The 23,525-nt window shown below is 60.4% G+C and carries 21 protein-coding genes; 6 read left to right on the forward strand and 15 right to left on the reverse strand.

The features are described from left to right. Positions 1–7: 7 nt before the first annotated feature. From AB4O01_RS12375 to AB4O01_RS12410, 8 genes are all read right to left on the reverse strand, one after another. A complete protein-coding gene (locus AB4O01_RS12375) occupies positions 8–814 on the reverse strand; it encodes a DUF4892 domain-containing protein (RefSeq protein WP_093442271.1) in 807 nt (268 codons plus the stop codon). Positions 815–929: 115 nt separating this feature from the next. Further along, positions 930–1,784: an alpha/beta hydrolase gene (locus AB4O01_RS12380; protein WP_460091926.1), complete on the reverse strand. Its 855-nt coding sequence runs from the start codon at positions 1,782–1,784 to the stop codon at positions 930–932. Next, positions 1,781–2,587 (reverse strand): alpha/beta fold hydrolase, encoded by an 807-nt coding sequence (locus tag AB4O01_RS12385; protein WP_460091929.1) that lies wholly within the window; start codon positions 2,585–2,587, stop codon positions 1,781–1,783. The genes AB4O01_RS12380 and AB4O01_RS12385 overlap by 4 nt, the downstream gene beginning before the upstream one ends. Positions 2,588–2,879: 292 nt before the next feature. Continuing rightward, a complete protein-coding gene (locus AB4O01_RS12390) occupies positions 2,880–3,323 on the reverse strand; it encodes a hotdog fold thioesterase (RefSeq protein ID WP_093442258.1) in 444 nt (147 codons plus the stop codon). Between the two features lie 31 nt (positions 3,324–3,354). Then, complete coding sequence (locus AB4O01_RS12395; protein ID WP_460091931.1) at positions 3,355–5,010, reverse strand: AMP-binding protein; 1,656 nt, start codon at positions 5,008–5,010, stop codon at positions 3,355–3,357. A gap of 204 nt (positions 5,011–5,214) precedes the next feature. After that, positions 5,215–5,667 carry a phosphohistidine phosphatase SixA gene (sixA, locus tag AB4O01_RS12400; RefSeq protein WP_320336515.1) on the reverse strand — a complete coding sequence of 151 codons (453 nt, stop codon included), beginning with the start codon at positions 5,665–5,667 and terminating at the stop codon, positions 5,215–5,217. Then, a complete protein-coding gene (locus AB4O01_RS12405; protein WP_008087808.1) occupies positions 5,664–6,011 on the reverse strand; it encodes a DUF4389 domain-containing protein in 348 nt (115 codons plus the stop codon). The genes sixA and AB4O01_RS12405 overlap by 4 nt, the downstream gene beginning before the upstream one ends. Positions 6,012–6,029: 18 nt before the next feature. After that, complete coding sequence (locus AB4O01_RS12410; protein ID WP_460091933.1) at positions 6,030–7,055, reverse strand: NAD(P)H-dependent glycerol-3-phosphate dehydrogenase; 1,026 nt, start codon at positions 7,053–7,055, stop codon at positions 6,030–6,032. A gap of 196 nt (positions 7,056–7,251) precedes the next feature. Between AB4O01_RS12410 and AB4O01_RS12415 the strand changes: the two genes are divergently transcribed. The 6 genes from AB4O01_RS12415 to AB4O01_RS12440 all read left to right on the forward strand — a co-directional run bounded on the left by AB4O01_RS12415 (position 7,252) and on the right by AB4O01_RS12440 (position 14,781). Continuing rightward, entirely contained in the window at positions 7,252–9,375 is a 2,124-nt protein-coding gene (locus tag AB4O01_RS12415; RefSeq protein WP_460091935.1) for a TonB-dependent receptor plug domain-containing protein, read from the forward strand. 1 nt (position 9,376) lies between these two features. Next, positions 9,377–10,309: an ABC transporter substrate-binding protein gene (locus AB4O01_RS12420; RefSeq protein WP_414925594.1), complete on the forward strand. Its 933-nt coding sequence runs from the start codon at positions 9,377–9,379 to the stop codon at positions 10,307–10,309. Next, complete coding sequence (locus AB4O01_RS12425; RefSeq protein WP_093442229.1) at positions 10,306–12,210, forward strand: ATP-binding protein; 1,905 nt, start codon at positions 10,306–10,308, stop codon at positions 12,208–12,210. Before AB4O01_RS12420 ends, AB4O01_RS12425 begins: the two co-directional genes overlap by 4 nt. A 247-nt stretch (positions 12,211–12,457) precedes the next feature. After that, a complete protein-coding gene (fabA, locus tag AB4O01_RS12430) occupies positions 12,458–12,973 on the forward strand; it encodes a 3-hydroxyacyl-[acyl-carrier-protein] dehydratase FabA (protein WP_003227150.1) in 516 nt (171 codons plus the stop codon). An 11-nt stretch (positions 12,974–12,984) separates the two neighbouring features. Beyond that, complete coding sequence (fabB, locus tag AB4O01_RS12435) at positions 12,985–14,205, forward strand: beta-ketoacyl-ACP synthase I (RefSeq protein ID WP_007968959.1); 1,221 nt, start codon at positions 12,985–12,987, stop codon at positions 14,203–14,205. 387 nt (positions 14,206–14,592) lie between these two features. Then, positions 14,593–14,781 (forward strand): hypothetical protein, encoded by a 189-nt coding sequence (locus tag AB4O01_RS12440; RefSeq protein ID WP_077574113.1) that lies wholly within the window; start codon positions 14,593–14,595, stop codon positions 14,779–14,781. Between the two features lie 70 nt (positions 14,782–14,851). Here the strand turns inward: AB4O01_RS12440 and AB4O01_RS12445 are convergent, their stop codons facing one another. The 7 genes from AB4O01_RS12445 to AB4O01_RS12475 form a co-directional block, all read right to left on the reverse strand. Further along, positions 14,852–15,394 (reverse strand): DUF2058 domain-containing protein, encoded by a 543-nt coding sequence (locus AB4O01_RS12445; protein WP_016987455.1) that lies wholly within the window; start codon positions 15,392–15,394, stop codon positions 14,852–14,854. Between the two features lie 25 nt (positions 15,395–15,419). Next, entirely contained in the window at positions 15,420–16,253 is an 834-nt protein-coding gene (gene mazG, locus AB4O01_RS12450) for a nucleoside triphosphate pyrophosphohydrolase (RefSeq protein WP_116256332.1), read from the reverse strand. Between the two features lie 156 nt (positions 16,254–16,409). Further along, positions 16,410–18,653 (reverse strand): GTP diphosphokinase, encoded by a 2,244-nt coding sequence (gene relA, locus AB4O01_RS12455; RefSeq protein ID WP_077574114.1) that lies wholly within the window; start codon positions 18,651–18,653, stop codon positions 16,410–16,412. A 101-nt stretch (positions 18,654–18,754) separates the two neighbouring features. After that, positions 18,755–20,131 carry a 23S rRNA (uracil(1939)-C(5))-methyltransferase RlmD gene (rlmD, locus tag AB4O01_RS12460; protein ID WP_093442221.1) on the reverse strand — a complete coding sequence of 459 codons (1,377 nt, stop codon included), beginning with the start codon at positions 20,129–20,131 and terminating at the stop codon, positions 18,755–18,757. Beyond that, complete coding sequence (cysM, locus tag AB4O01_RS12465) at positions 20,131–21,033, reverse strand: cysteine synthase CysM (protein WP_175559687.1); 903 nt, start codon at positions 21,031–21,033, stop codon at positions 20,131–20,133. The genes rlmD and cysM overlap by 1 nt, the downstream gene beginning before the upstream one ends. Positions 21,034–21,269: 236 nt before the next feature. Then, on the reverse strand, positions 21,270–22,694 hold the full coding sequence (locus AB4O01_RS12470; RefSeq protein ID WP_460091936.1) for a histidine kinase sensor domain-containing protein: 1,425 nt from the start codon (positions 22,692–22,694) through the stop codon (positions 21,270–21,272). Continuing rightward, positions 22,681–23,403 (reverse strand): response regulator transcription factor, encoded by a 723-nt coding sequence (locus AB4O01_RS12475; protein WP_427120777.1) that lies wholly within the window; start codon positions 23,401–23,403, stop codon positions 22,681–22,683. Before AB4O01_RS12475 ends, AB4O01_RS12470 begins: the two co-directional genes overlap by 14 nt. Between the last annotated feature and the right edge of the window lie 122 nt (positions 23,404–23,525).

Genomic DNA, 23,525 nt, shown 5'->3' on the forward strand with positions numbered 1-23,525 from the left:
AAACAGCTTAACGCAACAGATCGATGCGCAGGCCAGAGCCTTCAACACTGCCGGTCTCCATGCGTGCCGCCCGCACGCCCTGATTGATCAGGGCCTGTCGCCATGCCTCGGCTTTCGGCCCGGACACCGTCACGCGCAACGTCGTATCGAGATTAAGGCCACGGGAAATCAGGCGTAGCCATGTATCGTCCGGATCATTCACGCGATCAGGAAAATCCAGTTCACCGGTGCTTTTCAACTGACGCAACAGGGTCGCCGAGGTCGGCAGCAGCTCACCCAACGGTGCAGCCGCCTCGAACTGTTCGACATGCAGATAGGCTTTGCGATTGCCGCGCGTGATGCTGTAAAGCGCCACCAGCGTGTTGTCACGCGGTGCGGCCAGTCTCAACAACAGATACGCCTGTTGTTCGTCAGCACCGTACAACTTGGCGTTGCCGAACACCTCGTTGGCCCACAGGCTGCTTTCACCGCAATCACGCGCCTGACACCAGAACAGCAATTCGGCGTCCTGCTTTTGCAGGGCTTCACGAGCGGCAGTAAAGGCTTCGGTGGCGGAGTGTTCGGGGGGCAACTCGTAGGTCACCGAAGTGGTCTGGCCACGGGCGGTGACCTGACCGTCGAAACGCAGCTGCCCGCTGATCTTGCGGATCGAGCCCAGCGGATAGATCCGCTCAAGCTCCACAGGCGGGCGGTAGTCGACGATCTGTGCATCGGCCAGACGCGGCACGATCTGCAGATCCTGACTGCCCGGCACATCGGCGGCGAACGAAACGGTACTGAAACAGCACAGTGCCAACAGACTGAGTGACCGCATAGTCAGGCTCATCGGATCGGCATGACTGGGTAATTCGAGGTCGCAGCGGTATAGAAATCCATCGTAGTTGTCTCCCATTTCAACCCGCCCAGCCTCGACAGTTGCCCGCAGCAAGTCAAGGAATGGCGAAGAACCGATTGAAACAGTCTGCTACAAGGCCGGCACCCGCCTCGTCGTTCAGGTGCAAATGGTGCCCGCCCGCCAACTGTTCCCGGCTAAAGGGTAGACGCTCCAGCAGCTCCGGATGTTTGGCGAGCATGCCGTCAGCCGCGACCACCAGCTGCGCCGGACAACTGACCCGCAGCGCGAAAGCCATTGCCTGTTCCTGGGTCAGACGCAGCGGCGAAGGCAGGGTCAGGCGATTGTCGGTGCGCCAGGTGTAACCGCCGGGCACCGGCATCAGACCGCGCTGGGCCAACAATTCAGCCGCCTCACGGCTGACCGCCACCAGACCTTTCATGCGCGCTTCGATGGCACGGTCGAGGGTGCTGTAAACCGGTTTGCGCTTCTCGCGCAGATCCAGTTGCGCTTGCAGGGCCATGCCCATGCGCTCGGCGGCGTTTTCGCCTTTGTCTGTAGGAGGAATGACGCCGTCGATCAGCGCCAGATGGCTGATGCGTTCCGGCAGCGAACCCGCCAGCACCATGGAAACGATGGCACCCATCGAATGCCCGAGCAGGCCGAAACGCTTCCAGCCCAGTTGTTCGGCGACTTGCAGCACGTCATGGGCGTAATCCCACAGCGCATAGCCGGCGCCGTTCGGCCGATGCCCGGAGTGCCCGTGCCCGGCCATGTCCAACGCAATGATGCGCAAGCCTTTGAGTTTGGGCGCCAATCGGGCAAAGCTGTTGGCATTGTCGAGCCAACCATGCAGTGCAATCACCGGCAGCCCGTCCTCGGGCCCGAATAAATGCGCGGCCAGTTCTATATGCGGCAGGCTCAGGCGCACTTCTTCGAAGGTCGGACTCATGCGCAATCCTTGTTCTGACGGTGCTCCCAACGGGTAAACAGATTCTTCAACAACCGCGCGGTGTCCTGTGGACGCTCAAGCGGGAACATGTGGCCGCCGGGCATGCTCAACGCCTCGCCCTGGGCCAGACGCGAAACGAAACGGGTGTGATGGCGCATGACCACACGACTCGTATGCCCCCGCACCACCGCCAGCGGCACTTGCAATTGACCGGTACGGCCAGGGCTGGTGTGCGGCACGCCGCGATAGATGCTGATCTCGGTGGCCGGGTCGAAACGCAGGCGCAGTTTGTCGCCAACCTTGTGCAAACCGTGCTGCAGGTAGGCGTCGAAACATTCCGGATCGAAGCCGCGAAACAGCGTCTTGCCAGCAAAATAGCTGCGCGCACTGTCGAGGTCGGCGAACTCTTCGCGCCGGCCCAACGTGCGGCCGGCCGGGGTCAGTCTGTCGATGAAGCCAAAGCGCTTGGCCGCGCGGATTACCCACTGATCAGTGCGGGTCAGCACCGGCGAATCGAGCATCACCACGCCGCGATACAGCTCAGGGCAACGCAGTGCCGCGTGCAAATGCAGTACGCCGCCGAACGAATGGCCGACGCCCCACACCGGCTGATCCTGCTGCTGCAAATGGTGGATCAACTCGTCGACGAGGTTGTACCAATTGTCATCCGCCGGGAAACGCGGGTCATGGGCATGCTGCTCCAGATGCGCGACCCGGTACTCGGGCGCCAGCGCCGCGAACAATTTGCCATAGGTGCCCGAAGGGAAGCCGTTGGCGTGGGCGAAAAAGATCGGTTGCGACATGCTGGCAAATCCATGAGCGGGAAACGTGGCGTTGATTGTCCGTAAGACCGCGGCTTACAGCAATGACCGTAACTGCCAGGAATGATGACAGTCCGGTCAGCGTGATGGTGTGTCAGAGAGATCGCGTCCCCCTCACCCCAGCCCTCCCGAAACGTCGGACCGCCCCCCAGGGGAACGAGGGGAAAAGGGAGCCGATCTGCATGCTTTTCCGAATCTTGATTCGACTCGGTATCTCAGGTCGATGTACTTCGAATAAACCACTCGGTCAGTCCCCTCTCCCTCTGGGAGAGGGTTAGGGTGAGGGTGGCTGCTCACCCAACGGCACCACCGCCATGGTCAACCGCGACACACAACTGGCCTTGCCTTCATCACTGGTCAAGCGAATGTCCCACACATGCGTGGTGCGACCAATGTGAATCGGCTTAGCCACCGCCGTCACCCGCCCACTGCGCAAGCCGCGCAGATGGTTGGCGTTGATCTCAAGTCCCACGCAGTAAAACTTGCTGGCATCGATGCACAGATAGCTGGCCATCGAACCGACGGTTTCTGCCAGTACCACCGAGGCGCCGCCGTGCAGCAAACCGTAGGGCTGATGGGTGCGATGGTCGATGGCCATGCTTGCAGTCAGCGATTCTTCGTCGAACGCTTCGAAGCGGATGTCCAGCACTTCGCCAATGGTGTTCTTCTGGATTGCGTTCAACTGCTCGATGTTCGGAGTGGTACGCCACAAGCTCATCGCAGACTTCCTTTGTTGTTTTAGTGGTCGCTCAATCCTGCCACAGCACCGCCTCGCTGCGCTCGCTCCATTCTTCGAAACGCGCGCCATAGGTGTCTTCGATGACGTTGCGCTTGATCTTCAGGGTTGGCGTGAGGAAGCCGTTTTCCACCGCCCAACTGTCCTTGACCACCACCAGTCGACGCAGGCGTTCGTGCTTGTCGAGCACGGCGTTGACCTCTTCGAGGAGTTTTTCCAGGCTCGAATGCAGGCTCGCCCGGCCCTCCTCCTGATTGACCGTCGACAAGACGCACAAGCCGAGTGGCGCGCTTAGGCCGTCCCCTACCACGCACACCTGTTCAATCCGCGAATGCACGGCCAAGCGATTTTCGATCGGTGCCGGGGCAACATATTTGCCCTTGCTGGTCTTGAAGATCTCCTTGAGTCGGCCAGTCAGGCGCAGGCGCCCTTCAGCATCCTGTTCGCCCTTGTCACCGGTGCGCAGAAAGCCGTCCTCAGTCAGGGTTTCGGCGGTCTTCTGCGGTTCCTTGAAATAGCCGAGCATGTTCGCCTGACTGCGCACCTGCACCTCGCCCGACTCATCGATGCGTACTTCGACATCCGGGCACGGCTTGCCGATCCAACCCTGCTTGTATTGCCCCGGCAGGCAGATGTGCGAGTAGCCGCAACTCTCGGTCATGCCGTAGACCTCCAGCACATCCAGGCCAAGTTTCTGATACCAAGCGAGCAAGGTCTGCGGCACCGGCGCGGCACCGGATAACGCCACGCGCAAAGCATCCAGCCCCAGGCCTGCCAGTACCTTGTGACCAACGCGCTTGCCAATGAATGGCAGACCGAGAAGAAAATCCAGACGTTTCGCCGGGATCTTGCTGTACACGCCCATCTGGAATTTGGTCCAGATGCGCGGCACACCGAACATCGCGGTCGGCCGTGCTCGCTGCAGGTCAGTGATGAAGGTCTCAAGGCTCTCGGCGAAGAAAACCGTCTGCCCGGTGTAGATCGACGCCAGTTCTACGAACATGCGCTCGGCGACGTGGCACAGCGGCAAGTACGAGAGCAGTCGATCGTTCTCGTTAAGCCCGAACAGTTGCGTGCCGCGCGTCGTGGCGAAACCGAGATTGGCAAAACTGTGCATCACGCCTTTGGGCAGGCCGGTGGTGCCGGAGGTGTAAATGATCGTCGCCAATTGCTCGGCCGCCGGATGGGGATCATCCTGAATCGGCGAACTGCGCTGCAAGTCGGCCCAAGTAAAATCGAAATCCCCGGGCGGGTGCAGTGGCAGGCTGATGGTCGGCAGATCCGCCGGCACGCCTTTGCACATGCCCGGCCAGTCGTCGAGCTTGCCGATGAAGGCCAGGACGCTTTCCGAGTGATTGAGCACTTGCGCGACAGAGTCGGCGGTGAGGTTGGGATACAGCGGAACGGAGACGTGCCCGGCCATCCAGATCGCCAGGTCGGCGATGATCCAGTGCGCGCAGTTTTTAGAGATCAGGGCGATATGGCTGCCCTGCGGCAACTCCCGCGCACGCAACCAATGTGCGGCGCAGCGGGCCTGATGGCCGACGTCGGCCCAGCTCAACGTCTCGACCTGGCCGCCGCCAATGGGCTGCACGAGGAAGCGCTGGCGCGGGTGCCGGGCTTCACGTTCGTAGAACACGTCCAGCGGCAAACGGAAGGCGGCAGACATGCGACTCGCTCCTGTTTTTTGGGTCTGGAGCAAGCGTAGTCAACCAAGCAAGTGCTTGGTTGGAAAATTCACACAAATAATTTCATGGTTTACGCAGAAACCAATGTGGGAGCGAGCCTGCTCGCGAATGCAGGCTGTCAGACACATAAATGATGAATGACACGCCGCTTTCGCGAGCAGGCTCGCTCCCACAAGGAACCAGCGTTATGGATGTTTGAGGCTGTTGAGGGTCATCGAGCCGATCAGCAGCTCTGCGCTTTCAAGCTCAGCCAACCCGGCAGTACTGACCTTCTCCGGCGGATACCCGGCGCCATGCTGCAGATAGCTGAGCAAATTTCCCACCAGCGGGTTGTGACTGACCAGCAGGACGTTGCTCACCGACACCAGTTGATCGGTGACCTTGTCCGGGTCGGTCTCCGGCGTCAGCCACTCGACCGTGCGAATCTCCGGCTCGAAACCCAGCGCCTCACGAACAATCTGCGCAGTCTGTTGCGCGCGCAGATAAGGACTGGCGTAGATCGCCGTCAGCGGTTGGCCGATCAAATGGGCCGCGCTGTTCAAGACTTCTTTACGGCCGTGATCGGTCAGTTCCCGTTCGGAGTCGGGGCACGAGCCGTAAGGCACGGCTTCACCGTGACGTAATACCCAGAGTTTCATAGCTTGGGTTCCTCATCTCGGACCGGATGCGGTGCCGGTGCGACGGCGTGCGGCGCTTCACCTTCCGGAGTACGCGGGGTTGGCCAGTCGGCGAACGGCCACGGTTTCTGGTCGCTGTGGAAACTGCCGAAACGGCCGATCTGCGCCAGAAACTGGCTCAGGCTGTCGCCGAAATTCATCAGGCTGGCGCTCGGGGCGCCATAGATCAAACGGTAGATCAGTTGCACCAGCACCACCGCGCCGAGGATGAACTGTGCCACTTGCCAGACCAGCACGTAGACGATCATCCACAACACACGCAGAAGGATGGATTCGTACTTGGCTTCGGTTTTCGGATCGTTCATGACTTGCTCCGTGCTGAATCAGTTGAAACCACTGGTGGAAATAAAATCGACGTCGGTTTTCGGTTCGGCTCGCATCAGTAGACCGATCACCTGTTCCAGCGTGCGTCCTTCGAACAGGATTGCGTGCAGCCCGGCGACCAGTGGCATGTACACGCCGACTTCCTGAGACTTGGCCTTGAGCACCTTCAAGGTGTTGACCCCTTCAGCGACTTCACCAAGTCGTGATACCGCTTCGTCGAGACTCAAGCCCTGACCCAACGCAAAACCGACTTGATAGTTGCGACTCTTCGGCGACGAACAGGTCACGATCAGATCGCCGACACCGGCCAGACCGAGGAAGGTCATGGGATTAGCGCCCTGATTCACGGCAAAACGGGTCATTTCCGCCAGTGCCCGGGTGATCAGCATGCTCTTGGTGTTCTCGCCCATCTCCAGCGCCACCGCCATGCCGGCGATGATCGCGTAAACGTTTTTCAACGCCCCGCCCAGTTCGACACCGAAACGGTCAGCACTGGCGTAAACGCGGAAGGTACGACCGTGTAGCGCGGCTTGCACGGCTTTACACAGTTCTTCGTCTTCGCTGGCGACCACGGTGGCGGTCAGTGCGTGCTCGGCAATCTCGCGCGCCAGGTTCGGCCCGGACAACACGCCGATGCGCGCCTGCGGGGCGATTTCTTCGAGAATCTGGCTCATCAGTTTGAAGGTCTGCGCTTCGATGCCTTTGGTCAGGCTGACCAGCATCTTGCCGCTCAACCGCTCGGCGTGAGCGGCAAGCACCGTGCGCAACGCGCTGGACGGCAGCGCGACAAAGCACAGATCGCAGGCGTCGAGGGTTTCCTGCAGGTCGGTGAGGGCAGTCACCCCCGGCAGAATCTTGATGCCTTTGAGGTAACGCGGGTTTTCGCGATTGACCCGGATGGCCTCGGCCTGCTCGGGGTCACGCATCCACTGCCGGACTTGATGGCCGTTCTCGGCCAAAAGATTGGCCACGGCGGTACCAAAACTTCCGCCTCCCAGGACCGCAATCGGGCGCTGTTCAGTCATATGCAATCCGTTAATCCATACCAGTGGCGATGCCGGCATTATACGGGGCGGCCAACGCGCGGCCAGCCCCAGCAACAATTACCGACACTTGTAGGAAGAAGACCAATAAAACCTAGGAAAATGCCTGCAACGTGACTGGAAATGTCGCTGCCCTCGGTTAACATGCGCGCCAATTCTTCGCTATCAAGGTTGTGTCGTGTCTTTTGGCTCTGCGTCCCCGCGTTCGTCCGTCTTACTGGCGCTGCTGTTCAGCCCGGTATTAATGGCGGACGACCTGTTCATGGACAACGAAGCACTGCCCCAGGTGCTGACCGCCACGCGCCTGAAGCAGACACCGGCGGAAGTGCCTGGAAGCATGACCGTAATTGACAACGAACTGATCCACGCCAGCGGTGCCCGCGATATCAGCGAACTGCTGCGACTGGTGCCGGGGATGATGGTCGGCAACATCAGCGGCAATCAGGCGGCGGTCAATTACCACGGCACCAACGCCAGCGAAGCACGGCGCATGCAGGTGCTGATCGACGGTCGCTCGGTGTACCGCGCCGGTTTGTCCACGGTGGACTGGAGCGATATTCCGGTGGCCATGGAAGACATCGAGCGCATCGAAGTTTTTCGCGGCCCCAACACTGTCAGCTACGGCGCCAACGCGCTGATGGCGGTGGTCAACATCATCACGCGAAACCCGGCGGACAGCCACGGTACGCGGCTGAAGTACACCCGTGGTCAGCGCGGCATCAACGATTTCTACGCCAGCCAGGGCACCGGCTGGAATGGCGGCGATCTGCGCTTGTCGCTGTCCGGGCAAGAAGACGACGGCTTCGACAGCGATCGCAGCGGCGCCGATTACCGCGACAGCCGGCGCTTGAACCGTTTCAGTCTCGCGGTCAGCCACACCCTCAGCGATAACCAGAGCCTCGACTGGCAGGTCAACGCCAAGGACGGCAGCAACCAACGGCCGTACACCTATCGTCCGGTGTTCTCCGGGATTACCGCCGCCGGGAACAATTCCGACGTGGTCGCCAAGGATTACGCCGGCTCGGTGCGCTGGAACCTCGATCTCAACCCGGAGCACAGCCTTTATATACAAGGCTCGGCGCAACACTGGGATCGTCAGCAAACCTGGCGCGCCTGCGATGCCGAGGTGTCATTCAGCCCCGAACTGACGCAACTGTGGCAACTCAACCCGAATTACACCGAACGCCTGGCGCGCAACATCACCCGTTACACCGGCCCTGGCGCTGCGCCCGGCACCCCGCAGGAAATGGCCCTGGCCAATCAGGTGCTTGATCAATGGCGTAACGGCGCCAGTCGCACCCTGTGCGGCGACATCGACCAGAGCGCACGGGAATCGCGCTACGACCTCGAATTGCAGGACACCCTCAGCCTGTCCGACAGCCTGCGTCTGGTCAGCGGCATGAACTATCGTTACGACCGCGCCGACTCCGAAACCTACTTCAATGGCACGCTGGACGACACCACGTGGCGCGCGTTCGGCCAACTGGAATGGCGTGCCACTGAACACTGGTTGTTGCAGGGCGGTGCGATGTTCGAAAACACGCAACTGATCGGCAGTTCGCTGACGCCGCGCTTCGCCGTCAATTACCTGATCAACCCGCGCCACGGCCTGCGCGCGGTTTACTCGGAAGCGATCCGCTCGCCGGACATGTTCGAGAACAACGTCAACTGGAGCTATCAGGTCAGCAACCTGCGGCCTTCGGCTTACGGCCAGTCGTCGGCGCGGTACTTCGTCAAGACGCGCGGCCCGGGCGATCTCGATCAGGAGCACATGCGCTCGCGGGAGCTGGGCTACAACGGCTACTTCGCCGAGCTGGGCCTGGCCCTGGATGTGAAGCTGTTCTACGACGAGATCACCGGAATGATCAGTGAGCCGCTGCGTAACAACCAATACATCGCCAGCAACGCCAACAGCTCGCGGTTTCGTGGCACCGAAACCCAGCTCGACTGGCGCGTGAGCCTGGCCGACCGCTTGCGGTTCACCTACGCCTTCGTCGATGCCGAAGCGAGCAATCCGCTGGATCAACAATTCACCTCACGCAATAGCGGTTCGGCCGGTTGGCTGCGCGATTGGGGCCATGGCTGGAACAGCGCCCTCTTCTATTACGGCGACAACGCGCTCAATGGCTACCGTTTCGAGCGGGTCGACACGCGCATCGCCAAACGCATCCCGCTGGGCAAAGCCCAGCTGCAACTGGCCGGCGTACTGCAACAGCGCCTCGACCATGAGCCGACCACCTTCGTCGACAATAATTACGACGAGCGTCGGGTGATGTATTTCAGCGCTGAGCTGGAGTTCTAGGATGCGCTACGGGCCGTCACGGAAGCTGCCAACCCTTGGCCACTGGCTGGCCGGGGTTTGCCTGTTTCTGACCGCATGGCTTCATGGCATGGCGGTGCAAGCCGCCGATATTCTGTTGACCGGTGCCGAGGAAAGTCCCGGCGTGCAAGCATTCGTCCAGGCACTCAGCGAATTGCGTCCGACTGACAACGTGCGTTTCCAGCCGCTGGCCAGTCTGCCGGCACCGGGAAAACTGCCTGCCAGTCTGCGCCTGATTCTGCTCGACCTGCCGAGCCTCGACTGGCGCCTGCAAGACCCCCAAGGCCCGGCAACGCTGGTGCTGCGCATCAGTCGTCTGCAAGCGCGCCAGCGCCTCGGCAGCGCGCAACCGGCGCACCTGAGTTTGCTGTGGAGTGACCCACCGCTGAGCCGCCAGTTGCAGTTGATCCGACGCATTCTGCCCCAGGCCCAGCGCATCGGCGTGCTCTTCGATCAACACAGCGAATTCCTCCTCAACGAACTCAATCTCGCCGCTAAACCACTGAACCTGCAAATCGTCAGCCAGCGCTGGGACAACATCCACGACAGCCGCCCGCTGCAAACCGTGCTGAAGAACAGCGACGTGTTACTCGGCCTCGACGACCCCGACCTGTACAACCCGAAAACCGCGAAAAACCTGCTGCTCAGCAGCTATTCACGGCAAGTCGCGCTGGTCGGTCCCAACGTGGCGTTCGTCCGCGCCGGCAGCCTGGCGAGTACCTACAGCGACCAGAACGATTGGCTGGCCGTGCTCGATCATTTGCTCGACCAATCGCCGGCCAGTTGGCCGCGAACGCTCTACCCCGCACGCTTTAAAGTCTCAAGTAATGCGCAGGTCGCTCGTTCCCTAGGGATCGAGCCGCTAAATGAAGCGTCTGTCGCCCAAGCGCTGGCTGAAGGAGAACGCCGTCCATGAGTTTTCGTCGCCGTTGGGACATCAACACCCGCACCCAGTTGATCAGTCTGGGCCCGGCGCTGTTGTTGACCTTGTTGCTGATCAGCTTCTTTACCTTTGTGCGCATTCAGGATTTGCGCCAGGAGCTGAACCACACCGGCCAACTGATCGCCAACCAACTGGCACCCGCCACTGAATACGGGGTGATTTCCGGCAATAACGAAGTGCTGGAAAGCCTGCTCAAAGCGACACTGGCCACGCCCAACGTGCGCTTTCTCGAAATACAGGACAGCGCCAACCGGATTCTGGTGTACGTCGAACAGCCCGCCGCCGCGCACAGTCGCCCGCATCAGGTTGAAGTGTTTCAGGCACCGGTGCGCCTGCAACGCATCGCCCTGCACAATGATTTCTTTCAGGACGGCAAGGTCAGCAACGGCGGGGCCAGCGAGGACTATCTGGGCCGAGTAATCGTTGGCTTGTCCAACGATGCCTTCAGCCAGCGCCAGCAGGAGATTCTGTTCAAGGCCGGGATTCTCGCGCTGTTCGCCCTGCTCTTCACCTTCGTATTGGCACGACGCCTGGCCGGCAGCCTGTCGCAGCCGATTCGCGACATCGGCGATGCAGTCAAGGCGATTCAGGACGGCGATTACAAAACCCCGCTGCCGATTGTCGATGACACCGAACTGGGCGCGCTGTCGCAGCACATCAACAACCTCGCCCAAGCGCTGGAACAGGCCAGCCGTGAGCAGCACCAGGCCATGGCGCAACTGATTCAGACCCGCGAAGAGGCGGAAAAGGCCAACAACGCCAAGTCGGACTTTCTGGCGATGATGAGCCACGAACTGCGCACGCCCATGAACGGCGTGCTGGGCATGCTGCAACTGCTGGAAACCACTGAGATGACCGAGGAGCAGGTCGAATACGCCGCCCTTGCCTCGGAGTCCACCGAACACCTGCTGAAAGTCATCAACGATATTCTCGACTTCTCGCGCATCGAACGCTCGGAACTGGAACTGGAGCACATCCCGTTCAACCTCGCCGAACTGATCGGCGCCTGCGCCCAGTCGTTCCAGCACAGCGCGGTGCAGCGGGGTCTGGCGCTGAACTTGCGCATCCCGGACGACATGCGCGGTTTGCAGGTGCAGGGCGATCCGACGCGGATCCGGCAGATTTTGGTCAACCTGGTTGGCAATGCGCTGAAATTCACCGAACAGGGCCGGGTCAGCATCGAGGCGCAGTGGCAGTCGCTGGATCACGAATTACTGTGGTTCACCTGTTCGGTGCGTGACAGCGGCATCGGTATCTCTTCTGAAAGTCTGGAGTTGATGTTCAATGCCTTCCAGCAGGCCGACAGTTCGATTTCACGGCGCTATGGCGGCACCGGTCTCGGTCTGCCGATCGCCCGCACGCTGGCCGAACGCATGGGCGGCACCTTGCGCGCGCAGAGCGAGGAAGGTCGCGGTTCGGTATTCACTCTGGAAATTCCCCTGGCACTCTATAAGCAGGCGCTGCCGCCCCTGGCTGCGCCGCGTGCACTGAACGGCAAAGAGCATGGTGAAGGGCGCAATGTCTTGCTGGTCGAAGACAATCCAGTGAACCAGACCGTTATTGAAGCGATGCTGCGCAGTCTGGGCTTTACTGTCAGTGTTGCTACCGATGGCGCACAAGCCGTGCGCAGCGCCGAGGGCAGCGACTTCGAAGTGATTCTGATGGATTGCCGTTTGCCGATCATCGATGGCTATGAGGCCACCCGACAGATCCGTTGCCTACCCGGACGCAGCGAAGTGCCGATCATCGCGCTGACCGCCAACGCCTTGCAGGGCGACCGGGAAACCTGCCTGTCGGCGGGCATGAACGATTATCTGGCGAAGCCGTTCAAACGTAATGATCTGCAGCAGATTCTGCAGCGCTGGGTGTCGTAGTGTGGGCCTTTCGACCATCTGCGACTGGCGTGAAAAGCGAAAGTGCGGCAGTCTTAGGCACCCGAACGAGCCTCAAAAGAGGCTTGAATAAAAATTTCAGTGCACAAGTGTACATTCATGTCCTTGGTGCTGTGACTTTCACCACAACGCAATAGTCTATGAGTAGGCTGCCGGTTCGAGGCATGAACGCTTCGAACGGTCGGGAAGATTTGCCCCACCTGCCGCATGGGATTATTGAGGAGCTCGCATGACCAAACAAAACGCCTTTACTCGGGAAGATCTGCTGCGCTGCAGTCGCGGTGAGCTGTTCGGCCCAGGTAACGCGCAACTGCCCGCCCCGAACATGCTGATGGTCGATCGCATCACCCTGATCAGCGAAGAAGGCGGCAAGTACGGCAAAGGTGAATTGGTCGCCGAGCTGGATATCAACCCTGACCTGTGGTTCTTCGCGTGCCACTTCGAAGGCGATCCGGTGATGCCGGGCTGCCTGGGTCTGGATGCCATGTGGCAACTGGTCGGTTTCTTCCTGGGCTGGCAAGGCCTGCCGGGCCGTGGCCGTGCGCTGGGTTCAGGCGAAGTGAAGTTCTTCGGTCAGGTGCTGCCGACCGCCAAGAAAGTCACCTACAACATTCATATCAAACGCGTCCTCAAGGGCAAGCTGAACCTGGCCATCGCCGATGGTTCGGTGACTGTCGACGGTCGCGAAATCTACACCGCCGAAGGCCTTCGCGTCGGCGTGTTCACCTCCACTGACAACTTCTAAGGGTTATTCGCATGCGCCGCGTCGTTATCACTGGTCTGGGCATCGTTTCGTGCCTGGGCAATGACAAAGAGACCGTCTCCGCTAACCTGCGTGCAAGCCGCCCTGGCATCCGGTTCAACCCGGAATATGCTGAAATGGGTCTGCGTAGCCAGGTTTCCGGCTCCATCGACCTCAACCTTGAAGAACTGATCGATCGCAAGATCTATCGCTTCGTCGGCCACGCAGCCGCGTACGCCTACCTGGCCATGAAAGACGCCATCACTGACTCCGGCCTGACCGAAGAGCAAGTGTCCAACCCGCGTACCGGCCTGATCGCTGGTTCCGGTGGTGCTTCCACGCTGAACCAGATGGAAGCGCTGGACATCCTGCGCGAGAAAGGCGTCAAGCGCGTTGGCCCGTACCGTGTAACGCGGACCATGAGCAGCACCGTTTCCGCTTGCCTGGCCACGCCATTCAAGATCAAAGGCCTGAACTACTCCATCGCATCTGCCTGCGCCACCAGTGCTCACTGCATCGGTACTGCCATGGAACAGATCCAGATGGGCAAGCAGGACATCGTTTTCGCCGGTGGCGGTGAAGAAGAGCACTGGAGCCAGTCGTTCCTGTTCGACGCAATGGGCGCTCTGTCCAGCAAGCGTAACGACACCCCGGAACAAGCTTCCCGTGCCTACGACGCTGACCGTGACGGTTTCGTCATTGCCGGCGGTGGCGGTATGGTCGTGGTTGAAGAACTGGAACACGCTCTGGCCCGTGGCGCGAAGATCTACGCCGAAATCGTTGGCTACGGCGCAACGTCCGACGGCTACGACATGGTTGCCCCAAGTGGCGAAGGCGCGATCCGCTGCATGCAGATGGCGATGTCCACCGTTGATACGCCGATCGACTACCTGAACACCCACGGCACCTCGACTCCGGTCGGCGACGTCGCGGAAATGAAAGGTGTGCGTGAAGTGTTCGGCGACAAGGCACCAGCGATCAGCTCGACCAAGAGCCTGTCCGGTCACTCCCTGGGCGCCGCCGGCGTTCACGAAGCGATCTACTGCATGCTGATGATGGAAGGCAACTTCATTGCCGGTTCCGCCAACATCGACGAGCTGGACCCTGAAGTGGCCGACCTGCCGGTGCTGACCAAGACCCGCGAAAACGCCACCATCAACACTGTGATGAGCAACAGCTTCGGCTTCGGCGGCACCAACGCCACGCTGGTACTGAAGCGCTGGGAAGGCAAGTAATTCCCCCCGCTTGAGCCACACATGAAAACGCCCCGACTGGTTCGGGGCGTTTTTTTTGCCCGCGCAAAACTCATGGCCGACACAAATCCCCTGTAGGAGTGAGCCTGCTCGCGATAGCGGTGGATCAGCCACCGCCATCAGCTACTGACACTCAGCTATCGCGAGCAGGCTCCCACAATGGGTTTCGGCGCTTCTGAAAATGAAACTTCTGTCATGAAACCTACCGCCCTGCGACCGAATGTCGCGGATTACGCGGGCTGCAGCACTGTTGCAAAAAACGCAATAACACCTTGCGCAAATCAAGCGTTTACTTAGCAAGCTAACAAATCATATAAAAGAGTCCTGCACACGCCTTGCTGCAGATAACTTGAGATTTGGAGCTAGCAGATGACTGTAAAAGTAACTGAACGCGACGATTCACACATGTCCCACGAAGGCGTAGCCGCCGGTATCCGCATCTGGGACGTGCATCAACAAGACTTGCTGGTCGGCATGTTCCACAACGAGATCGATGCCCACAACTACAAGGCCGAACTCGAAGTGCAAGAGCAACAACGCGAAACCCGTTCCTCCTGATTCAACCACAGCATTGAAAACGACAAACCCCGCCATGAGCGGGGTTTGTCGTTATTACAGCTTTATCGATTTACCACATCAGATCATCAGGGATCTGATACGCCGCGTACGGATCGTCCTCGGTGCTGACCTCTTCGGTCTGCACGTTGAGCTGGACGATGCGCTGTGGATCGCGCTCCTGGATCTTCAGGGCCGCTTCACGCGGGATCACTTCGTAGCCGCCGGCATGGTGCACGATCGCCAGCGAACCGCTGCTGAGCTTGTTGCGCATCAGCGTGTTGACCGAGATGCGCTTGACCTTCTTGTCGTCGACGAAGTTGTAGTAGTCCTCGGTGGTCAGCTTCGGCAGACGCGAGACTTCGATCAGTTGCTTGACCTGTGCTGCACGCGCCTTGGCTTCGGCTTTCTCTTTCTGCTGGCGGTTCAGCTCCTGGTCACGCTTGACCTTCTCGGCCATGGCTTCCTGGGCGGCACGCTGCTGCGAGTCATCCAGTTCGATCTGACCTTTGTGCGCCAGACGTTGCTGCTTCTGCTTGTCCTTGCTGACCTGCTTGGCCTGCTTTTGGTTGACCAGGCCTGCTTTGAGCAACTGGTCGCGAAGGGAAATACTCATGGTGCTTACTCACTTGGGCAGTGGCTCAGCCGCAGCCGGGCAAATTCTTTTCCTGACGTTTGGCTTCACCCCACAGGGCGTCCAACTCTTCGAGGGTGCAATCTTCTATGGGACGGTGGGTGTCGCGCAATGCCTGTTCGATAAATCGGAAACGTCTTTCGAACTTGCCGTTGGCGCCACGCAGCGCAGTTTCCGGGTCGACCTTCAGATGCCGGGCCAGGTTGACCACGGAAAACAGCAGATCGCCGATCTCGTCCGCTACGGCGACGGCATCGTTTTCGGACATGGCTTCGAGGACTTCATCAAGTTCTTCGCGCACCTTGTCGAGCACCGGCAAGGCGTCCGGCCAGTCGAAACCAACCTGGCCTGCGCGCTTCTGCAACTTGGCCGAACGCGACAATGCCGGCAACGTTGCCGGCACGTCATCGAGCAGTGACAGTTGCTCGGGCGCGGCAGATTTCTCCGCGCGCTCTTCAGCCTTGATCTCTTCCCAGCGCTGCTTGACCTGTTCTTCGCTCAAGCGCGGCACATCCAGCGGCGCGTAGAGATCACCGGTGGGAAACACGTGCGGGTGACGACGGATCAGCTTGCGGGTGATGCTGTCGATCACCCCGGCAAATTCAAAGCGCCCTTCTTCCTTGGCCAACTGGCTGTAATACACCACCTGGAACAGCAGATCGCCCAGCTCGCCCTGCAAGTGATCGAAGTCGCCGCGCTCGATGGCGTCGGCCACTTCGTAGGCTTCTTCGAGGGTGTGCGGAACGATGGTCGCGTAGGTTTGCTTGATGTCCCACGGGCAACCGTATTGCGGATCGCGCAGACGGTTCATCAGGTGGAGCAGGTCTTCAAGGCTGTACATACAAAATCTCACTCAACCCTTTCTGCGATCTTGATCGTTCCCACGCTCTGCGTGGGAATGCAGCCCGTGACGCTCCGCGTCACTGGACGCAGAGCGTCCCTAGAGGCATTCCCACGCGGAGCGTGGGAACGATCAACAGTTGATCGGCGTCGGTGTTCAAGGGGTACGGTTACGCCGCGTTTCGATGATGTTCGGCAACTGCGAAATCCGCCCCAGCAAGCGCCCCAGCGCATCCAGACCCGGGATCTCGATCGTCAGGGACATCAGCGCGGTGTTGTCTTCCTTGTTCGAGCGGGTGTTGACCGCCAGCACGTTGATGCGTTCGTTGAGCAATACCTGCGAGACGTCACGCAGCAGACCGGAACGGTCGTAGGCGCGGATAACGATGTCCACCGGATAGGTGAGCACCGGCACCGGGCCCCAACTGACCTGGATGATCCGCTCCGGTTCGCGCCCACCCAGTTGCAGCACCGAGGCGCAGTCCTGACGGTGAATGCTCACGCCACGGCCCTGAGTGATATAGCCGACGATCGCATCGCCCGGCAGCGGCTGGCAGCAACCGGCCATCTGCGTCATCAGGTTGCCGACGCCCTGGATCTGAATGTCGCCGCGCTTGCCCGGTTTGTAACCGGTGGCTTTGCGTGGAATCAGTTCCAGCTGCTCGTTGCCGCGTTCCGGTTCGACCAGTTGCTGCGCGAGGTTGACCAGTTGCGCCAGACGCAGGTCGCCGGCACCGAGGGCGGCAAACATGTCTTCGGCGGTTTTCATGTTGGCCTTGTCGGCCAGCTTGTCGAAGTCCACCGCAGGCAGACCGAGGCGCGTCAGTTCGCGCTCGATCAGGGTTTTACCGGCGGCAACGTTCTGATCGCGCGCCTGCAATTTGAACCAGTGAACGATCTTCGCCCGCGCCCGCGAGGTGGTGACGTAACCGAGGTTCGAGTTCAGCCAGTCGCGGCTCGGCGTACCGTGCTTGCTGGTGATGATCTCGACCTGCTCACCGGTCTGCAGGCTGTAGTTGAGCGGCACGATGCGCCCATTGATCTTCGCGCCACGGCAGTTGTGGCCGATCTCGGTGTGCACGCGATAAGCGAAGTCCAGCGGTGTCGCGCCCTTCGGCAAGTCGATGGCGTGGCCATCGGGGGTGAAGATGTAGACCCGATCCGGCTCGATATCGACGCGCAGCTGTTCGGCCAGACCACCGATATCGCCCAGCTCTTCATGCCACTCGAGGACCTGTCGCAGCCAGGAGATTTTCTCTTCGTAGTGGTTGGAGCCTGATTTGACGTCGGTGCCCTTGTAGCGCCAGTGCGCGCAGACACCGAGCTCAGCCTCTTCATGCATCGAGTGCGTACGGATCTGCACCTCGAGCACTTTACCCTCAGGGCCGATCACCGCCGTGTGCAGCGAGCGGTAGCCATTCTCTTTCGGGTTGGCGATATAGTCGTCGAATTCTTTCGGGATGTGCCGCCACAAGGTGTGGACGATGCCGAGCGCGGTGTAGCAGTCACGCATTTCCGGGACCAGCACGCGCACCGCACGCACGTCGTAGATCTGGCTGAATTCCAGACCCTTGCGCTGCATTTTGCGCCAGATCGAATAGATGTGTTTGGCCCGGCCGCTGATGTCGGCATCGACGCCGGTGGCCTGCAATTCATCCTTGAGCTGGGTCATCACATCGGCGATGAAACGCTCACGGTCCAGCCGTCGCTCGTGGAGCAACTTGGCAATCTGCTTGTATTGATCCGGCTCGAGATAACGGAAGGACAAGTCCTCCAGTTCCCATTTGATATGACCGATGCCGAGGCGGTGCGCGAGCGGCGCATAAATGTCGAAGACTTCGCGGGCGACGCGGTTACGCTTTTCGTCGTCGGCGGTTTTCACCGCACGAATGGCGCAGGTGCGTTCGGCGAGTTTGATCAGGGCAACGCGAACGTCATCGACCATCGCCACCAGCATCTTGCGCAGGTTTTCCACCTGCCCTTGCGTGCCCATGACCATCGACTGACGCGGGCTGAGGCTGGCACTGATGGCGGCCATGCGCTGCACGCCGTCGATCAGCTTGGCCACCACCGGACCGAAGCGCTGGCCGACAGCCGCGAGTTCGATCTGGCCTTCGCGCACGCCGCGATACAAAACCGCTGCGACCAGCGAATCCTGATCGAGCTTGAGGTCGGCGAGAATCTCGGCGATTTCCAGGCCCGTACTGAAACTGCCGGAGCCTTCGGCCCACAGATTCTTCCTGGCATTGGACTGTTGTTCGGCCTCGCGAGCGAACTCGCAGGCTTCTTTCAAGGCTTCGCGATCCAGTGCCAGATCGACACTGACCGCGTGATCGAGCCAAGCCTCGAGATTGATACTGCCGTCAGTGTTGATCGGCTGGTGTGCTCTCACCTGTACCATCTTGCTTTACCTTCCCTACGACGCAGATTCAATGCGTCAAATCGCTGACCCTTGTTGCCCGTTTGCGCTCGCGGGGCTAAAGCGAGCGCTGCACGGACAGATCAGGCGGATTCAGACGAGCCATCCTGGCTCGCTTCAAATAACGCCATGGCCTCGACATGTGCCGTCTGAGGAAACATATCGAGAATCCCGGCACGTTTTAACCGGTAGCCCTGCTTGATCAATTCGACCGTATCGCGCGCCAGAGTTGCAGGGTTGCACGACACATACACCAACCGTTTGGCACCCAGGGTCGCCAGCTTGCGAACCACCTCGAAAGCACCGTCACGCGGTGGGTCCAAGAGTACCGCAGAAAAGCCGTTTCCGATCCACTGGGCATCGGTCAAAGGCTGGGATAAATCGGCTTGAAAAAACTTTGTGTTATGCAAATTGTTACTAGCCGCATTGGCTTCGGCGCGATCGACCATGGTCTGCACGCCTTCGACCGCCACCACTTCCCGAACGGTTTTGGCCAGCGGCAAGGCAAAGTTGCCCAGGCCGCAGAACAGATCCAGCACGCGCTCGTCGCTACCGGGTTTCAGCCAGTCCAGCGCTTGCGCAACCATGGCTTCGTTGACGCCGGCGTTGACCTGGATGAAGTCACCCGGGCGGTACGCCAGATCCAGATCCCACTGTTCCAGGCGATAGCCCAGCGCCTGGGTCGCATCGACCGGTTGCGGCTCGCCTTCGCCATGCAGCCATAATTGCGCTTCATGGAACTGGCAGAACTCCTTGAGGATGGTCAGATCCGCTTCCGACAACGGCGCCATGTGCCGCAGCAGCACCGCCAGTGACGAGCCACTGAACAACTCGACATGGCCCAGTGCCTGCGGTTTGCTCAAACGACGAAGCATCTCCGGCAAACGGGTCATGATCGGTTGCAAGGGCTGTACCAGCACCGGGCATTCGTTGATCGCGACGATGTCCTGGCTGCCGGCGGCACGGAAACCGACTTCGAGTTTCTTCGCCTTCATGTCCCAACGCACCGCGATGCGGGCACGACGGCGATAGCCAAATTCGGGACCGGTCAGCGGCGCTGCCCACGCGTCAGGTTCGACACCGGCGACACGCGACAATTGCTCGGCGAGCATGCGCTGTTTCAGGGCAAGCTGTTCGCTGTGGGGCAAGTGCTGGACGCTGCAACCGCCGCAACGACCAGCGTGCTGACACGGTGCCGGGCGACGCAGTTCGCTGGCCTTGAACACGCGCTCGGTGCGCGCCTCGACCACTTTGCCGTGGGCGCCGAGCACCCGCGCTTCGACCTCTTCGCCGGCGAGGGCGCCGAGGACGAACCAGGTTTTGCCTTCGAAAAACGCAATACCGCGACCATCATTGGCCAGGCGCTCAATGGTCAAGCGCTGCTTTTTGCCGGTCGGAATTTGCGCGGCCTTGCTCCCGCCCGTGGGCTGGAAGCGCAGGCCTCTCTCGTGCTTGGCCATCAGTTAGGCGCGTCGAAAATGCCGGTCGACAGGTAACGGTCGCCACGGTCGCAGATGATCGCGACGATCACCGCGTTTTCAACTTCTTGGGACAGGCGCAGCATCGCTGCCACCGCACCGCCCGAGGACACGCCGCAGAAGATACCTTCTTCGCGGGCCAGACGACGGGTGACGTCCTCGGCCTCGCTTTGCGCCATGTCGACGATACGGTCGACGCGGTCGGCCTGATAAATTTTCGGCAGGTATTCCTGCGGCCAGCGGCGGATGCCGGGAATGGCCGAGCCTTCCATCGGTTGCAGACCGACGATCTGCACGCTGTCGCTCTGCTCTTTCAAGTAGCGCGACACGCCCATGATGGTGCCGGTGGTGCCCATCGAACTGACGAAATGGGTGATAGTGCCCTGGGTCTGACGCCAGATTTCCGGACCCGTGGTGGTGTAGTGCGCCTCAGGATTGTCGCCATTGGCGAACTGATCGAGCACCTTGCCACGGCCTTCGGCTTCCATGCGCTGCGCAAGGTCGCGGGCGCCTTCCATGCCTTCTTCCTGGCTGACCAGAATCAGCTCGGCACCGTACGCGGTCATCGCCGCTTTACGCTCGGCGCTGGAGTTGTCCGGCATGATCAGGATCATCTTGTAACCCTTGATCGCAGCGGCCATGGCCAGCGCGATCCCGGTGTTACCCGAGGTCGCTTCGATCAGCGTATCGCCGGCGTGGATCTGCCCGCGCAACTCGGCGCGAGTGATCATCGACAACGCCGGACGGTCCTTGACCGAACCTGCCGGGTTATTCCCTTCGAGCTTGAGCAATAGGGTGTTGCTGGTAGCACCGGGCAGGCGCTGCAAACGCACCAGCGGCGTGTTGCCGACGCAATCGGCGATGGTTGGGTACTGCAAGGTCATGGCGTATTCGCAATCCAGACGTGCGGGGGCGCCTATCATACCGGCAAACCCGCGCATGCCATATCACGCAAAGTGCGGTGCTTATGGTTTATGGGAATAAGGGATTGAAAGTCGCACCAGTGGTGCGACTTTTGCGGTGGGTCATCTTAATTGGCGGTGATGCGTATGGCCTCTTCGCGAGCAGGCTCGCTCCCACAGGGAGTAGTGTCAGCAGTGATGACACTATTAACTGTTGATCACACAATCTGCGGCGAACCGAGTTCCAATGTGGGAGCGAGCCTGCTCGCGAAGGCGTCAGTCGGCGCAACACCGTCATCCGCCAGCAACCGCAAATTCAACCGCAACCCTGCCCCGCTATTTTCCGCCCAAATACTCCCGCCCTGACGCTGCACGGCATTGCGCGCGATGCTCAGCCCCAAGCCAAAACCACCATCACCGGGCCGCGAGCCGTCGAGCCGAGTGAACGGCGAGAAGATCCGTTCCAGATCCCCTTCCGCTACGCCGCCGCCCTGATCTTCCAGCCACAGGTGCCAGAAATCGCCATCGCGCCGTCCATCGAGTCGCACGATCCCACCCGGCGGCGAATGCCGAATGGCGTTGCGCAAAATGTTCTCCAAAGCCTGCGCCAGCGTATTCAGGTTGCCACGCACCCAGCACGACGCTTCGACCGAACACTGCAACTGCAGACTCGGCCAGCCGCTTTCATAACAGGCGTTATCGGTGAGCATTTCCCACAGCGCCTGGATCTGAATCGCCTCGTCGGGCAATGGCGAGCGCTCGGTATCGAGCCAGGCCAGTTGCAGGGTGTCTTCGACCAAGCGTTGCATACCGTCGACTTCACGACCGATGCGCTCGCGCAGTTGCACCAGGCCTTGTTCGCTTTCACTGGCCACGCGCAAACGGCTCAGCGGCGTGCGCAACTCGTGGGACAGATCACGCAGCAATTGCTGTTGCAGGGCGACGGTGGATTGCAGGCGCTCGGACATGGAGTCGAACGCCCGCGCGAGTTCACCGAGTTCGTCCGGGCGCTGAGTAATGCCGCTCGACAGGCGCACATTCAATTGATCGGCGCGCCAGGCGTTGGCCTGTTCGCGCAGGTTGTTCAGGGGCACGACCAGCAAGCGGTACAGACCGACACACAGCAATAACGTGAACAACCCGGGAATCACGCCGTTGGTGATGACGCGCCAGAACACCCGGTACTTACCCGGAACAAATCGTTCGGGCAATTCGATCACCAGGCTGCCGGCAGACGGCTCTTTGGGGAAAGGAATGCGCAACCACGGCCGGCCTTTCTTGTGGATCGGCCAGTCGAGCCCGCGCAAGAAGGTCAGGTGCTGAATTTCCTGATCATTCAGCGGATCATTGCTCAGCGACTGTAAGTTGCCACCGATCACACCGACCCAACTGGCTTCGCGCAACTCCATGCTCTGCAACCAGTCATCGACCCCGCTGCGGCCGCCGTGCTGCCAGGCCTGTTCCGCTTGCGCGGCGTAACGCGTCAGAGTGCCGCGCGCGTCGTCGGAGAGGAACTGGTTGCGCTCCTCCATATAACGTCCCCACGACCAGCTCAGCCAGATCATCAGCAGACAAAATGCGACCAGCAGAAACGCCAGTTTCCAGAACAGTGAATGCCGCCCCGGCAGTTCAGAGCGTTTCATCGGCGGCGCTCAGAACGTAACCCTTGCCCCAGACCGTACGCACTTCCCGCTCGGTGTAACCGATGGCTTTCAGTTTGCGGCGGATCTGGCTGATGTGCATGTCGAGGCTGCGATCGTGGGCCGCGTAGCCGCGCTGCAAAACGTGCTGATAAAGGAAGGCTTTGCTCAGCACTTCCTCTTCGTTGCGATTGAGGGTTTCGAGCAAACGGAATTCGCTGCGCGTCAGCCCGGCGGGTTGTTCGCGGAAAAACACATCGCACTGTTGGTCATCGAAGCGCAGCGTACCGACCGCCACTGGCGTCGCCAGCGCTGCCGGGCGCCGATCCAGCGCAACCCGGCGCAGGATCGCTTCGATGCGCACATGCAACTCGGCCATGCTGAACGGCTTGGGCAAATAATCGTCAGCACCGAGACGGAAACCGCTGATGCGATCCGCCTCGGCGCCGAGGGCCGACATCAGCAGCACTGGCGTCGTGTGGCTCTGGCGCAATTGCGTCAACACCTGCAAACCGTCCAGGCCCGGCAAGAGGATATCCATCAGCACCACGTCGAACGGCTGGCGCGTGGCGATGCTCAGGCCCTCCTGGCCGTTCTGGCACCACGTCACCTGAAAGCCGCTGCGGCCCAGATGTTCGTGAACATAGGCGCCGAGTACCGGATCGTCTTCGATGGAGAGAATGCGTGGCTGGCCAGCGGAAACAGGAGTCATGAGTATCTGCAAGTAATTCTCAGTTGAGACTGATTATTCAAGATTGCCGGGCATCGGGCAACTCAAGGTTGACCGAGCTGACCAACGAGCAGCGACGCCCTGCCCCGACGCGAGCGCATTTT

Source organism: Pseudomonas sp. S2_E02 (genome assembly GCF_054668355.1).

Coding starts and splice junctions, on each gene's coding strand:
- AB4O01_RS12375 (WP_093442271.1), bottom strand. CDS start 814: ATGCGGTCACTCAGTCTGTTGGCACTGTGCTGTTTCAGTACCGTTTCG.
- AB4O01_RS12380 (WP_460091926.1), bottom strand. CDS start 1,784: ATGAGTCCGACCTTCGAAGAAGTGCGCCTGAGCCTGCCGCATATAGAA.
- AB4O01_RS12385 (WP_460091929.1), bottom strand. CDS start 2,587: ATGTCGCAACCGATCTTTTTCGCCCACGCCAACGGCTTCCCTTCGGGC.
- AB4O01_RS12390 (WP_093442258.1), bottom strand. CDS start 3,323: ATGAGCTTGTGGCGTACCACTCCGAACATCGAGCAGTTGAACGCAATC.
- AB4O01_RS12395 (WP_460091931.1), bottom strand. CDS start 5,010: ATGTCTGCCGCCTTCCGTTTGCCGCTGGACGTGTTCTACGAACGTGAA.
- sixA (WP_320336515.1), bottom strand. CDS start 5,667: ATGAAACTCTGGGTATTACGTCACGGTGAAGCCGTGCCTTACGGCTCG.
- AB4O01_RS12405 (WP_008087808.1), bottom strand. CDS start 6,011: ATGAACGATCCGAAAACCGAAGCCAAGTACGAATCCATCCTTCTGCGT.
- AB4O01_RS12410 (WP_460091933.1), bottom strand. CDS start 7,055: ATGACTGAACAGCGCCCGATTGCGGTCCTGGGAGGCGGAAGTTTTGGT.
- AB4O01_RS12420 (WP_414925594.1), top strand. CDS start 9,377: ATGCGCTACGGGCCGTCACGGAAGCTGCCAACCCTTGGCCACTGGCTG.
- AB4O01_RS12425 (WP_093442229.1), top strand. CDS start 10,306: ATGAGTTTTCGTCGCCGTTGGGACATCAACACCCGCACCCAGTTGATC.
- fabA (WP_003227150.1), top strand. CDS start 12,458: ATGACCAAACAAAACGCCTTTACTCGGGAAGATCTGCTGCGCTGCAGT.
- fabB (WP_007968959.1), top strand. CDS start 12,985: ATGCGCCGCGTCGTTATCACTGGTCTGGGCATCGTTTCGTGCCTGGGC.
- AB4O01_RS12440 (WP_077574113.1), top strand. CDS start 14,593: ATGACTGTAAAAGTAACTGAACGCGACGATTCACACATGTCCCACGAA.
- AB4O01_RS12445 (WP_016987455.1), bottom strand. CDS start 15,394: ATGAGTATTTCCCTTCGCGACCAGTTGCTCAAAGCAGGCCTGGTCAAC.
- mazG (WP_116256332.1), bottom strand. CDS start 16,253: ATGTACAGCCTTGAAGACCTGCTCCACCTGATGAACCGTCTGCGCGAT.
- relA (WP_077574114.1), bottom strand. CDS start 18,653: ATGGTACAGGTGAGAGCACACCAGCCGATCAACACTGACGGCAGTATC.
- rlmD (WP_093442221.1), bottom strand. CDS start 20,131: ATGGCCAAGCACGAGAGAGGCCTGCGCTTCCAGCCCACGGGCGGGAGC.
- cysM (WP_175559687.1), bottom strand. CDS start 21,033: ATGACCTTGCAGTACCCAACCATCGCCGATTGCGTCGGCAACACGCCG.
- AB4O01_RS12470 (WP_460091936.1), bottom strand. CDS start 22,694: ATGAAACGCTCTGAACTGCCGGGGCGGCATTCACTGTTCTGGAAACTG.
- AB4O01_RS12475 (WP_427120777.1), bottom strand. CDS start 23,403: ATGACTCCTGTTTCCGCTGGCCAGCCACGCATTCTCTCCATCGAAGAC.